This is a genomic window from Candidatus Accumulibacter phosphatis, assembly GCF_012939955.1.
GTDB lineage: Bacteria > Pseudomonadota > Gammaproteobacteria > Burkholderiales > Rhodocyclaceae > Accumulibacter > Accumulibacter delftensis.
This window is the reverse complement of the sequence record NZ_SPMY01000030.1, coordinates 37,573-50,058: the sequence shown is the minus strand read 5'-3', so window position 1 is coordinate 50,058 and position 12,486 is coordinate 37,573. Positions and strand designations below refer to the sequence as shown.

Here is a 12,486-nt window from a genome sequence, read left to right as displayed (position 1 = left end):
GTTTCAGTGGCTTGCCGGCTGGCGGCAAGCCGGCGGCCGCGGCGATCGATTTGCGGCTTGTGCGGGCGCCCGCGAGCAGGCTATCCTTACGCGGTCGCACCATTACTGGTCAGCGGGTGCCGCCGCGGAGGGAGTTTTCATGCGCCGTTTTGCACAAAGTTGGGATTGTAAACGCTCTGCCGAGCAATGCGCAGGCTTTGGCGCCGGCCGCCGTTGGCTGCTAGCTGGCAGGCCGCAGCCGGCGATGCTGGCCAGGGTCAGCGTTCGGTGAAGCGGCTGTTCGGGCTGCTCGCCCTGGCCTTGACCTTCGCCGCGTTTTCGGGAATGGCCCTGGGAGAATCATCGACGGTCCTCAAGATGAGTGGTGAGTGGCCGGAAAAGCCGTCAATCCTGGCCGGTCGCGCGAGTTTCTACGGGAAACGATTTACCGGCCGCAAGACCGCCTCTGGCAAGGCCTTTCATCACGAGAACCTGTCGGCGGCCAGTAATCGCTTCCCGCTCGGTACGCTGGTTGCCGTTCGCCGCCCTTTTTCCGCCTCCTGCGTGGTGGTCAGGATCAACGATCGCATGGGCCATCGCGGCCGTGTCATCGACCTGTCGCGGGCCGCGGCCGAGTTCCTGGGAATGGTCGAAGTGGGGGTCACCGATGTGGAAATCGTTCCGCTGCCAAAACCCTTGCTGGGGCACGAACGCGCTTGCACCCTGGCCTTCCTGCCACCGCCACGCCTGCCCGCCGCAGAAGGTCTGCGGTCGGACAGTGCTGCTGACGCCCGGCTTGCCGGGGGCCAGGAGTCGGACAACTTCGGGGACTGAGATCCGCGAGTGGGCGGGCGCATGCCGGCCACCGTCAAGCGATCGAGTCGATAGCGCGTAGCGGCGCTTGACCGCGAGTGCCAAGCTCGGGAATACTCGTCGGCAGCGTGCCGGCTTGCTGACCAGAGGAGGGGGGATGAACGAGGTGCTCAACAACCAAGTGCCCGAGAGCGAAGTGCCCAAAGGTAAAAAGTCGGTCGCGCTGTCGGGCGTGGTGGCCGGCAACACGGCGATCTGTTCGGTCGGCCGCCTCGGCAACGATCTCCACTACCGCGGCTACGATGTCATCGCCCTGGCCGAGCACGCCACTTTCGAAGAAGTGGCCTATCTGCTGCTCTACGGGCGCTTGCCGAGTCTGAACCAGCTCAACCAGTACCGCAAGAAACTGAAGACCTTGCGCGGGCTGCCGGTGCGCCTGCGACCGGTGCTCGAAAACCTGCCGGCGTCGGCGCACCCGACTGATGTGCTGCGCAGCGGCTGCTCGGCGCTGGGTACCATTCTGCCCGAGGCGCAGGATCACAACCCCGGTGGCGCGCGCGAGATCGCCGACCGTCTGATTGCCAGCTTCGGGTCGATGCTGCTGTACTGGTATCACTGGTCGCACAATGGCCGGCGCATCGAAACGGAGACCGACGACGACTCGATCGCGGCGCACTTTCTGCACCTCCTCTGCGGCAAGGCGCCTTCGGCGCTGCACGCCAGCAGCCTCGACAAGTCGCTGGTGCTCTATGCCGAGCACGAGTTCAACGCCTCGACCTTCACCGCGAGAACCATCGCCGGCACCGGCGCCGACCTCTACGCCGCGGTCAGCGGCGCCATCGGGGCGCTCAGCGGGCCTCGACACGGCGGCGCCAACGAAGCCGCGTTCGAGATTCAGAGCCGCTATCACGATCCGCAGCACGCCGAGAGTGACATCTGCAGCCGGCTGGCCAGGCGGGAAATCATCATTGGCTTCGGTCACCCCTTGTACACCATCGCCGACCCGCGCCACAAGGTGATCCGTGCCGTCGCGCAGCAACTGTGCAGCGATGGCGACAATCAGGCGCTGTTCGACATCGCCAGTGGCATCGAGCAGGTGATGTGGGAGCAGAAGCGGATGTTCCCCAATGTCGATTGGTTCTCGGGTGTCGTTTACCACATGTTGGCGGTGCCGACGCCGATGTTCACGCCGCTGTTCGTGATGGCGCGGATCAGTGGCTGGGCAGCACACATCATCGAGCAACGCATAGACGGCAAGCTGATTCGTCCGTCGGCCGAGTACGTCGGGCCGGAGGTGCAGGAATTTGTTCCCCTGGCGCAACGGAAATAGAGCCCTGTCGCGCGCATCTGGCAGGCGGCCGAAAAGGCTCCCGCAGTCGCTGTTTCGTCGTTAATGTGAAAGTCGCGCAAGCGACTCACGAAACTCCCTTCTCCCTTGCGGGAGAAGGGGCNAGGGAAGAGGGGAGACGGTCATTACTTTCATGATTTGGGNNGTCTCCACGTGTCATGACCGTTAATGTGAAAGTCGCGCAAGCGACTCACGAAACTCCCTTCTCCCCCTGCGGGAGAAGGGCCGGGGGGGCGGGGAATTCGGGGAGCATGCTCCCCGCTCGGCGAACGATTCCGGCGTGAAAGCCGGAATGCGCACTGCAAGTGGAGGGGCAGCCGTCCAGTCACGGCTGCCGCGGTTTCGTGATCGCCTGTGCTGGTCGCCAATCTGGCGACGGCCGCGGTGCTGCGCAGTGCGAACTCAGCGCCTTTCGTACACCAGTTCGACTTTGCGCATGGTCTGACGACAGGCCTCGCTGTCGCAGGCCTCCTTGTTGCTCTGCTCGCTGCCGAGCGGCAGGCGCCGCAGTTGGTTCTTGGCCACGCCGAGCGAGCGCAGCTTGTCGTTCACCGCTTCGATGCGCTTGTCCGCAACCGCCAGATTGTAGGCGGCGCTGCCGAGATTGTCGGTATGGCCGACCAGGGTCACGATCAGCTGCGAATCATTTTTCAGGTGCAGGGCATTCTCGCGCAGAACGACGACGCCTTCGTGGCCGATCCGCGCCTCGCCAAAGCCGAAATAGACCGTTCTCTTCTCGGGTTCGTCGGCGAAAGGCGTGTTAGGGACTGCGGGTGTTACCGGCACTGGTTCGCGAACCGTGACCGGCTCGCTCACGGGTTGGTCGATGGTGGTGCAGGCGCTGAGAAGTATGGCGCCGGCAAGGCAGATGAGGCGAAGACGAAGGTAAGGAGGCATTTTTGATGCACCTGCAGGTCGAGACACGGCCCTTAATGCGGGAGACGGCGCCCGATTCGGGAGATGACTCCCCAGGCGCGAGCCTTCTAGTTTAGCAATGATTCTCCCTGGATGGTTGTGCTGGCGAGCGTTCAATTCATCTATATATCTTGACGGGCTTCCGGCGGCTCCCGATACTCCGCCCTTCGCAACCACTGTCTGCTCGCATGCCTGCCCCTCGTCTCTGTCTCTTTATTCTTGGCCTGTTCAGCTCGCAGCTGCTGGCCGTTCCGGCGCGAGCCGCAGACCTTGAAAGCGTCGCTTGCCACGTCAGCTACGGCGGCGAAACCCGGATTTTGCAGGCGCGGCCCGTTGTTTCGCCCTACGGCGTCGCGGTCGAGAAAGTGGGTTCGTATTTTCTCTTCCGCGTCGTTTTTCAGAAGGAGCCTGCCGATCTGGCGGCGATCAAGGTCTATGTGCTGGCCGCCAAGGACAGCGGCCCGACGCCGATCCATCAGGCGACGCACGCTTATCCACCGCTGCTGGTGGAAGCTGCGCCGTGGGGATTCACCGGGCTCAATCACGTCTATGAGCCGCTCAGGGACGGCGAATTGAGCTACTGGTGCGAGTGGTTGGGCGAGTTGCGGGACTCGCGCTCCGCGGGCCAGCAACAATGAGCAGGGGAAGCCGTGTTCTTGCATTGCTGGCGCTCGCTTTCGGCCTGGCGCTGGCGGCTCCGGCTGGCGCCGAGAGCGTGCGCCTGGTCTTCGTCGGCGACGTCATGCTCGACGACGGGCCAGGCCGTCTGATCAGCCGTGGTGGCGATCCACTGGCGGCGTTTGCGGCGCAGTTGCAGGACGCCGACTACACCATCGGCAACCTCGAATGTCCGATTGCCACGCAGGGTCAAGCCCTGGACAGCAAGATCTACAGCTTTCGCGCCGATCCGCGCGTGGCGCCCCTGCTCAAGGGCCGCTTCGACGCGCTGGCGGTCGCCAACAATCACTCCGGTGACTACGGGCAGCAGGCCTTTCTGGAAACGCTCGGCCATCTTTCCGGCCAGGGAATCGCCGCCCTTGGTGGCGGCCACAATCTCGAAGAAGCGCACCGACCACTGTGGATCGCGCGTGGCGGTTTGCGCATTGCGGTACTGGCCTACAACGAATTCAAGCCGCGTTCCTTCGAAGCCGGGGCTGACTGGCCTGGCATCGCCTGGAGCGAGGACAGCCAGGTCGTCGCCGACATCCGGGCCGCGCGGGCGGCCGGTGCCGACCTGGTGATTCCGTTCATGCACTGGGGCTGGGAGCGAGAAGAGCAGCCGAGCGAGCGGCAGCGGCAGTTGGCGCGGACGATGATCGATGCGGGCGCCGATGTCGTCGTCGGTGGCCACCCGCATGTCACGCAGGGCGCCGAGTATTACCGCGGCAAGCTGATCGTCTATAGCCTGGGCAATTTTGTCTTCGATGGTTTCGACAATGCCGCCACGCGTACCGGTTGGCTGCTGCGCCTGACCCTGGACAAGAGTGGACTGCTCGCCTGGGAGACCCTGGCCGCGCACATGGACGAGGACGGCAGCCCGCAGCCGAGAGCTGGCGTCGCGACCCCCTGCGGTCGCGCCGGGGACAGCGTTGTCGGCGAGTGCGTCAATAAACCCTGAAGCGTATTCGGATTCCGGCGCCGCTCCCGCGCGTTGTTTTTCTGCGCGCGGCCAGCGTGCTCAGTCCGGATCGCAGGGGGCAGTGATCGTCGCGCTGCCGTCATCGCCATCGCTTTCCTCCAGCCCCGGGGCAGCGCCGTCCGGCAGCCACTGCGGCGGTACGGCGCTGGTCCACTCCAGACGTGCCAGCAGGCGGTGGAAATCGTTCGCCAGCGGTGCCCGCAGCGTCAATTCCGCGCCGGTCAGCGGGTGCGCCAGACGCAGCTCGGTGCAGGCCAGCAGCAGCCGGTGGCAAGCGAAGAGGGTCTGAAACAGGCGGTTGTGGCGCCCCTTGCCGTGCGTCGTGTCGCCAATGATCGGGTGTGCGATGTGCTTGAGATGCCGACGCAGCTGATGCCGACGCCCGCTCAGCGGTTCGAGTTCAAGCAGGGCGTAGCGACTCGAGGGATAGCGGTCGACGCGGTGCGGCAATTCGATGGTGGCCAGCCTCCGGTAGCGGGTGCAGGCGTCCTGCGTCGGCGAGTTGAGGTCAGCGGTGGCAGCGGCGGCGCGAGCGCCCTCCGTGTCGAAGTGGCGACGCAAGGGGTGGTCGATTTCGCCCGCGAGCGGGGGATGGCCGCGGACCACCGCCAGGTAGTTCTTGCCGACCTGGCGCTGTTCGAAGCTCGTGCTCAGCGCCCGCCCGACGGCGCTGCTCAGCGCGAAGAGCAGGACACCGGAGGTTCCCTTGTCGAGGCGGTGCACCGCGTAGACGCGCTGGCCGAGCTGATCGCGCAGCATCTGCAACGCAAAGCGTCGCTCGCTTCGGTCAATGAGGCTGCGGTGGACCAGCAGTCCCGCCGGCTTGTGGATGGCGACCAGGTGCTGGTCTTGATAAATGATGGGCAGCACGGCGCTCCCGGCGTCAATCATTGGGGCTCACTTGCTGCTCGTCGCCGCAGGGAACTCGCCATCGACGTAGTACCAGCGACCGGCTTGCTGCACGAAGTGGCTGACTTCGTGCAGCCGCTGCGCGCGGCCGCCTACCCGGTAGCGGGCAACGAATTCGACGATCGCCGTTTCCGGTCCGGTCGTCACGTGGCGGCGCACTTGCAGGCTCAGCCACTGCGGCGCCAGGGCGCCATCAGGGTCGATTTGCGTCGGCCGGGTGGAGGGGTGCCAGGTGGAGAGAAGGTAGGCTTCGATGGCCAGTACGTAGGCGCTGTAGCGCGAGCGCATCAGCGCTGCCGCATCCGGCGCTGCGGCGCCATCGTGCAGGGGGCCGCAGCATTCGGCGTAGGGACGCTCGCTGCCACAGGGGCAAGCGCTCTTCGCAGTCTGTTTCATTGCCGACTCCTGAGCGGAGCTTGCGATGGATCAAGGCGGGCCGGGAGTGGCATGGCTGGCACGGTCGGCACGGGCGTCGGTCCAGGCCGCCGCCCATCGCCCTCAGCTGCCGCGCCGCGCCGGGCCGCGAAACAGCGCTGCCGTAGCGGCGCCGCCATCCGCGCGCGGACGTTGCGGTGCGCGCGGTGGGTTGTGCGCTGCGCTCGTATTGGCTCGGGCGGGGGACGAAGGCGCTCCCGGCCGCGTTGGTGGCGTTGCCGCCTTGGCCGGTGCCTTGGCCGGCGCGCGCGCGCGTCCGTCGTGGCCAGGGCCCGCACCGCGGCGGTTGCCGTCGTGGCTGCCGCGCGGCGCCGGAGTGGTCACCGCTGGCGCAGGAGTCGTGCCCGGCTCGAAGCCTTCGACGACCTGTTTCTCGATACGCCGGGTGAGCAGCTTCTCGATTGCCGCCAGCAGCGGCCGCTCTTCGGCACAAACCAGCGACAGCGCTTCGCCGGAGCTGCCGGCGCGGCCAGTGCGGCCGATACGGTGCACGTAATCTTCGGGAACGTTGGGCAGTTCGAAGTTCACCACGTGCGGCAGCTCTTCGATGTCCAGGCCGCGCGCGGCGATGTCGGTGGCCACCAGGACGCGCACCGTGCCGTTCTTGAAACCGGCCAGGGCGCGCGTGCGCGCCGGCTGGCTCTTGTTGCCGTGGATCGCGGTAGCCTCGATACCGGCCTTGCACAGGTATTCGGAGAGGCGGTTGGCGCCGCTCTTCATGCGCGTGAATACCAGCACCTGCTGCCAGTCGCCCGACGACACCAGATGCACCAGCAGATCGCGCTTGCACCAGCTATCGACCGGGTGCACGCGCTGCGCGACGAGTTCGGACTCGGCGTTGCGGCGTGCGACTTCGACCATCGCCGGGTTGTGCAGCAGGCCGTCGGCCAGCTTGCGGATTTCTTCCGAGAAGGTCGCCGAGAAAAGCAGGTTCTGGCGTTTCGCCGGCAGCAGCGCGAGAACGCGGCGGATGTCGCGGATGAAACCCATGTCCAGCATGCGGTCGGCTTCGTCGAGTACCAGGATTTCGACATTCGACAGCTCGACGGTCTTCTGCTGCAGGTGATCGAGCAGGCGTCCGGGTGTCGCCACCAGGATGTCTACGCCGCGGCGCAAGGCGTCGATCTGCGGGTTGATGTTCACGCCGCCATAGATCAGCGTCGTCTTGAGCGACATGTACTTGCCGTAAGTGCGCACGCTCTCTTCGATCTGCGCGGCGAGTTCGCGGGTCGGGGTCAGGATCAGCGCCCGCACGCGCTGGCGTGGCTGCGCAGTGGCGCCAGCGCGTGCGGGCATGGTGGCCAGGCGTTGCAGTAGCGGCAGCGTGAAACCGGCGGTCTTGCCGGTGCCGGTTTGCGCACCGGCGAGGACGTCGCGTCCTTCGAGAATCAATGGAATGGCCTGCGCCTGTACGGGCGTCGGCTCGGTGTAGCCTTGTTCGGCGACAACACGGGTGAGCTCGGCCGACAGGCCGAGCGCGGAAAACGATTGGGTCAAGGTGAATCTCCGGTGAACGACCTGCTGCGGCATGATGCCAACAGAGCCGGTTCAGGCGCTTGGAACTAGGGGGATGGGTGTGCTGCGGGGCGATCGGCAAGTGCCGACGGCGGATCAACCGCGAGAGAACGAGCTGCCGACCGGATGAAACGCGGCTCAGTTCTGGGCGGCACTATACACGCTTTGGCGCAGGGTGACGAAAAAAGGCGCGTGCGTCGGCGAAGTCGGCCTCCGCCAGCACGCCAACGAACACCGTTTCGCCAATTACATTGGCAAATCCTTCGGAAAGCCGATCAGCTCGTCGTGGTCGAGTTTGTCAATCGCCTCCGGCCCCAGCTCGCGGCTATTCCACGCGTAATTGAGCTTGGCGTATATCGCCGGCAGCAGTTGTGGCAACAGCTCGTCGACCGCCTCCGGATCCGACTCCAGTTCGCCGATCGCTTCTTCGAGTGCTTCCATGGCGTCGGTGAGAGTGGTGAGAACCCATTCTGCGTCCATTTTCTGCTCCTTCAAATCTGGCCTTTTATACCACCGATCGCGGCCCGACATCTGGCTGAACGGCAAGCCGCATACCCATCGCCTTGAGAATGGCGGTGAGGCTGCGCAACTCGGGATTGCCTTGTGGCGAGAGGGTGCGGTACAGCGTCGTCGCGTTCAGCGCGGTTTGATCGGCCAATCCGGTCACGCCACCAAAAGCCGCTGCCATGTAGCGCAGGGCAGTCAGCAGTTCAGCCTGGTCGCCGTCTGCCAGTACCGCGTTGAGGTACTCGGCCGCAAAAACCGGGTCGTTGCGAAAACTCTCGATGGTCGCGTCCTCATGCGCTCTTGATTTGCCGCTCATCATGTCCTCCTTTCCCAGTCCTGCCTGTAAGCTGCCGCCCGTTCGATATCTGAACGCTGGCTGCGCTTGTCGTCGCCGCAGAGCAGCAACACCAGGGTCTCGCCCGCCTGCGCGTAGTACACGCGTAACCGGGCCCGGTATCGATACGCAGTTCCCACACCCCGTCACGGCAGAACTTGTGGTCTCCGAAGTTGCCGACTTTCATCCGTTCAAGTCGCCGCAGGATTGCCACCCGCGCCCGCATGTCCCGCACGGCGTCCATCCAGTCTTGCACCGGATCATGGCCGTCTGCGGTGAGGTAGTGGGCGATCTCCATGAGTGTTATGTTCGCTTATAAGCGAATGTTTGTCCAGCAAACACGACGAAAAAAGTCGACAACTTCGCGCATCGCATCGCCGGATTGCACGAGCCGCTGGCCAGCGAATTTCGTCGGGCGGCGACGAACTGGCTGGCGATCGCGCGTCGGCAGCGCGAGGAAGTCAGGCGTTGCCGCGATCGCGAACCGACTCCGCAGGTCTTTCGTGCCGGCGATCCGGTGCGCCGCGAGCAGGAGGCTTTTGTTGCCCGCCTCGAAGTTTTCGGCGAGCTCGAACGTCAGGTGATGTTGAGCACCGGCTGCCCGGGAATCGTCCTCTACGGCCGGCGTCGTACCGGCAAGTCGACGGTGCTCCTCAACCTGGGGGGCTTTCTGCCGGCCACGGTGTTGCCGGTCTGCCTGTCAATGCAGGACCCCAAGGCCTTTGCTTCGCTTGCGTCGTTGATCAGCTTGCTGATCACCCGCATTCGCGAGGCGCTGGGCACAGTGGCGCCGCCAGTGCCGATCACCGCCGAAGCGGTCGGCCTGGCCGAACTGTTCGCCTTTCTCGGGGAAGCGAACCGGAGTCTGGAAAAGGACGACCGTCGCCTGCTGATCGGTCTGGACGAATACGAGATGATCGACGACAAGATCGGCCAAGGCGTCTTGCCGCAGGAGCTGCTCGACACGCTGCGCGAGTCGATTCAGTCGCACCGGCAGATCACCTGGAGCCTCGTCGGCAGCCACGAAATCACCGACCTGCAGCATTCGCGTTTCTGGTGCGAGAAAGACCGCCAGCGGCCGCGCTTTGCCAGCGCCTTCTGGGGCGAAGACGGCATCGAACGTATCCATGCCGAAGCCGGCGGCTGGCCGCACCTGGTGCAGCTGATCGCCGAAACGGCGATTGACCTGGTTAACGACAGCGATCGCCGCGAGCTCGATGCCGCACTTCTCGACCAGGCGCTGGCGCAGGCGATCGTCAAGGGGCATAGCGTCCTTTATGAGTTGTCGCGGCGCGAGAGCCGGCTGCCGGGTGAATGGGAGTATCTGCGCCGCTTTGCGGGCAGCGAGCGTCAGCCGCCGCCGGCTGACCCCCGCGTGTACGCCTCGCTACGCCGCCGTCTACGCCGCCGTCTGCTGCTCGTCGAGAGCGCGGGGGGAATGCGTCCTGCGCGTGCCGCTGATGCGCCGCTGGCTGATCGAGCGAGCCTGGCGGGTTGAGGATTGAGCGCAGACCTCAGGTTTGCTGGCAGCTTTTTCCGGGCAGAGCGATCGCGGCTGCGGCTTCGCGAATCTTCGCGAGTCGCTTGGCCAGGCTGGTGGCTGAGTTCAGAATAGACAAGGAGCGCCGCTGGCGCGACTACCGTGGCGCTGATCCACGTCGCCGGGTGCTTCAGCGGTCACGCGGCCTGATGCAAGCTTGCTGATGCGCTTTCTTTCAAGGAGAAGAACGATGCTACCGCTATGTTTCGTACTCATGCCCTTCGGCAAGAAGGCCATTCCCTCCGGGGCCACGGTCGACTTCGACGCCGTTTACCACGACCTGATCGCCCCGGCGATAGAGGCGGCGGGCATGGAGGCGCTGCGGGCCGACCAGGAGGTCAGCGGCGGGGTGATTCACAAACCGATGTACGAGCGGCTGATTCTCTGCGACTTCGCCGTCGCCGACCTCACCGGTGCCAACGCCAATGTCTTCTATGAGCTTGGCTTGCGTCACGGCGTTCGCCCTGCGACCACCGTCCTGCTCTACGCGGGCAGCGAACGCATGCCGTTTGACGTCGCGCCTTTGCGTGCCTTGCCCTACCAGTTGGGCGCGGACGGCAAGCCGACCGATGTCGAGGGCGCACGCCAGGCCTTGTCCAAGCTGCTCGAAACCGCCAGGGCTGCGCGCGGAGACGAGAGTGCCGACAGTCCGGTTTTCCAGTTGCTCGAGGGCTACACCGCGCCGGATATCGCCCGCCTGAAAACCGATGTCTTTCGGGATTGCGCGCACTATGCGGTCGAGGCGCGCAAGCAGCTCGCGGACGCCCGGCGCGCCGGCAAGGACGCACTCAAGAAGGCGGCGGGTGCTCTCGGCGAGGTGCAGGATCTCGAAGCGGGGGTGGTCATCGATCTCTTTCTCTCGTATCGCGCGCTCAGCGACTGGCAGGCGATGGTCGATCTGGTGGCGCAAATGTCGGCACCGCTGGCGCGCAGCGTGCTGGTGCGCGAACAGCTGGGCTTTGCCCTCAATCGTCTCAAGCGTCGCGACGAAGCCGAGGAGTTGCTGGTCGAGCTGATCAAGGAGCACGGGGCGAGCAGCGAAACCAATGGCTTGCTCGGGCGGGTGTACAAGGACCGCTGGGACGAGGCGCGTAACGCCAACGAACTGCTCAAAGCAAAGGGCGCGTTGAGCAAGGCGATCGACACCTACCTGAAGGGTTTCGAAGCCGACTGGCGCGACGCTTACCCGGGCATCAACGCGGTGACGCTGATGGAGCTGAAGAACCCACCCGACCCGCGCCGGCTGGAGCTGCTGCCGGTGGTCGGCTATGCGGTCAAGCGACGCCTGGCGCACGGCACTCCGGACTACTGGGACCATGCGACGCTGCTCGAACTGGCCGTCCTGCAAAAGGACGAAGACGCGGCAATGGAGGCTGCCGGCAATGCGCTGGCCGCCGTTCGCGAATCGTGGGAGCCGGAAACGACGGCGCGCAACCTGGCCTTGATCCGCGCCGCGCGGGCGGCGCGCGGCGATGAAGTCGCCTGGGCGGCAGTGATCGAGGACGAACTCGACAAGCGCGCGGCCGGCTGACAGACGCGGCGGCGCTGACCGTTAGCCCGGCCCGTGCGGCCTGGCGAGAAAGCGATCGAGCTGCGCGGCGAACGCCTGTCGGTCGCTGTGGCTGAAAGCCGCCGGCCCGGAGATGTCCACGCCGCTGCCGCGCAGCTCTTCCATGAAGTTGCGCATTGTCAGTCGTTCGCGGATGTTTTCCGGGGTGTAGAACTCGCCGCGCGGATTCAGGGCGTGTGCCTGGCGTTCGATGACCAGCGCGGCGAGGGGAATGTCGGCGGTGATCACCAGGTCGCCGGGCTGCACGTCCTGGACGATGCGCTGGTCGGCGACGTCGAAACCGGCGGGCACCTGGCGCGCGCGGATGTAAGGCGAGGGTGGTACGCGCAGCATTTGATTGGCGACCAGCGTGGTCATGATGCGCGTCCGCTGCGCAGCGCGAAAGAGGATTTCCTTGATCACCCCGGGGCAGGCGTCGGCGTCAACCCAGATTTGCATTCGTTGCCACTTTCATGAAGTCCGCCATGCTGGCAAAGACAGCGCTGGCCAGCGCTTCGCCATCCCCCTTGCCGTTGCTGCCGCTGTCGCGCGTATCGCGGCTGCAGCCTACTTCTGCCTGGCGAGTGCCGCCATTGCGGCGGCGTGCGTCTTGTCCGCTGCCGCCTTGCGTGCGGCGACATAGGCCTGCAGCGTGTCGTTGATCGACTGACCGGTCTTGCCATAGGTATCGAGTGCTGCCAGCAGTTCGAGCTGGCTGGCCTTGATGTGGGCGGCGTCGCGCAGATGGCCGGCGTAGCGTCGGCAGGCCGCGAAAATGGCCGTGGCGTCGTCACCGCTGCGCTTGCTGATCTGCTCGAGCATAGCCCGCGCCCTGGCTACGGCCGGATCGTCGGCGGCGACTGGTTGATCGAGCGACAGCGAAGTCATCTCCTGGGCGACGCTGTCGCTCGACATCGCGGCGGCACCGCTGCCGGTCATGGCGAGCAGCGAGATCAGGGAAAGCAGGGCGAGAATTTGTTTCATCGAGCGGGATGCTTTCAGG

General features: G+C 65.3%; 14 protein-coding genes and 1 pseudogene. 6 read left to right on the top strand and 9 right to left on the bottom strand.

The features are described from left to right. Positions 1 to 213 precede the first annotated feature (213 nt). Positions 214 to 813 carry a septal ring lytic transglycosylase RlpA family protein gene (locus E4Q23_RS11580; protein ID WP_248595394.1) on the top strand — a complete coding sequence of 200 codons (600 nt, stop codon included), beginning with the start codon at positions 214 to 216 and terminating at the stop codon, positions 811 to 813. A gap of 136 nt (positions 814 to 949) precedes the next feature. Continuing rightward, a complete protein-coding gene (gene prpC, locus E4Q23_RS11575; RefSeq protein ID WP_211203733.1) occupies positions 950 to 2,122 on the top strand; it encodes a bifunctional 2-methylcitrate synthase/citrate synthase in 1,173 nt (390 codons plus the stop codon). 420 nt (positions 2,123 to 2,542) lie between these two features. On the opposite strand, the gene E4Q23_RS11570 is transcribed toward prpC, so the two are convergent. Continuing rightward, positions 2,543 to 3,037, bottom strand: a complete 495-nt coding sequence (locus E4Q23_RS11570) for an OmpA family protein (protein WP_169066781.1) — start codon at positions 3,035 to 3,037, stop codon at positions 2,543 to 2,545. A gap of 206 nt (positions 3,038 to 3,243) precedes the next feature. Here E4Q23_RS11570 and E4Q23_RS11565 point away from each other — a divergent pair, with 206 nt between their 5' ends. Both E4Q23_RS11565 and E4Q23_RS11560 read left to right on the top strand, forming a co-directional pair. After that, positions 3,244 to 3,693, top strand: coding sequence for a hypothetical protein (locus E4Q23_RS11565; RefSeq protein ID WP_169066780.1), 450 nt, complete (start codon positions 3,244 to 3,246; stop codon positions 3,691 to 3,693). Beyond that, on the top strand, positions 3,690 to 4,673 hold the full coding sequence (locus E4Q23_RS11560; RefSeq protein ID WP_169066779.1) for a CapA family protein: 984 nt from the start codon (positions 3,690 to 3,692) through the stop codon (positions 4,671 to 4,673). Before E4Q23_RS11565 ends, E4Q23_RS11560 begins: the two co-directional genes overlap by 4 nt. Before the next feature lie 60 nt (positions 4,674 to 4,733). On the opposite strand, the gene E4Q23_RS11555 is transcribed toward E4Q23_RS11560, so the two are convergent. From E4Q23_RS11555 to E4Q23_RS23845, 6 genes and pseudogenes are all read right to left on the bottom strand, one after another. Then, positions 4,734 to 5,585, bottom strand: coding sequence for a pseudouridine synthase (locus tag E4Q23_RS11555; protein ID WP_211203732.1), 852 nt, complete (start codon positions 5,583 to 5,585; stop codon positions 4,734 to 4,736). A gap of 6 nt (positions 5,586 to 5,591) precedes the next feature. Then, positions 5,592 to 5,999: a YchJ family protein gene (locus E4Q23_RS11550; RefSeq protein ID WP_169066778.1), complete on the bottom strand. Its 408-nt coding sequence runs from the start codon at positions 5,997 to 5,999 to the stop codon at positions 5,592 to 5,594. Between the two features lie 102 nt (positions 6,000 to 6,101). After that, positions 6,102 to 7,535 (bottom strand): DEAD/DEAH box helicase, encoded by a 1,434-nt coding sequence (locus E4Q23_RS11545; protein WP_248595393.1) that lies wholly within the window; start codon positions 7,533 to 7,535, stop codon positions 6,102 to 6,104. Between the two features lie 264 nt (positions 7,536 to 7,799). Continuing rightward, positions 7,800 to 8,033, bottom strand: a complete 234-nt coding sequence (locus E4Q23_RS11540) for a hypothetical protein (protein WP_169066776.1) — start codon at positions 8,031 to 8,033, stop codon at positions 7,800 to 7,802. Between the two features lie 25 nt (positions 8,034 to 8,058). Next, positions 8,059 to 8,376 carry a DNA-binding protein gene (locus E4Q23_RS11535; protein ID WP_423753342.1) on the bottom strand — a complete coding sequence of 106 codons (318 nt, stop codon included), beginning with the start codon at positions 8,374 to 8,376 and terminating at the stop codon, positions 8,059 to 8,061. Continuing rightward, positions 8,376 to 8,692: pseudogene (locus E4Q23_RS23845) on the bottom strand (type II toxin-antitoxin system RelE/ParE family toxin). Before E4Q23_RS23845 ends, E4Q23_RS11535 begins: the two are co-directional and overlap by 1 nt. An 84-nt stretch (positions 8,693 to 8,776) precedes the next feature. Here E4Q23_RS23845 and E4Q23_RS11525 point away from each other — a divergent pair. Both E4Q23_RS11525 and E4Q23_RS11520 read left to right on the top strand, forming a co-directional pair. Beyond that, the gene (locus tag E4Q23_RS11525) at positions 8,777 to 9,892 is read left to right on the top strand and encodes a hypothetical protein (protein ID WP_169066774.1); all 1,116 of its coding nucleotides are present in this window, start codon (positions 8,777 to 8,779) and stop codon (positions 9,890 to 9,892) included. Between the two features lie 232 nt (positions 9,893 to 10,124). Next, positions 10,125 to 11,465, top strand: coding sequence for a TRAFs-binding domain-containing protein (locus E4Q23_RS11520; protein WP_169066773.1), 1,341 nt, complete (start codon positions 10,125 to 10,127; stop codon positions 11,463 to 11,465). A gap of 21 nt (positions 11,466 to 11,486) precedes the next feature. Here E4Q23_RS11520 and E4Q23_RS11515 read toward each other — a convergent pair whose 3' ends face one another. Beyond that, positions 11,487 to 11,942 (bottom strand): YaiI/YqxD family protein, encoded by a 456-nt coding sequence (locus tag E4Q23_RS11515; protein ID WP_169066772.1) that lies wholly within the window; start codon positions 11,940 to 11,942, stop codon positions 11,487 to 11,489. A gap of 108 nt (positions 11,943 to 12,050) precedes the next feature. Then, positions 12,051 to 12,467, bottom strand: coding sequence for a hypothetical protein (locus tag E4Q23_RS11510; protein ID WP_169066771.1), 417 nt, complete (start codon positions 12,465 to 12,467; stop codon positions 12,051 to 12,053). Between the last annotated feature and the right edge of the window lie 19 nt (positions 12,468 to 12,486).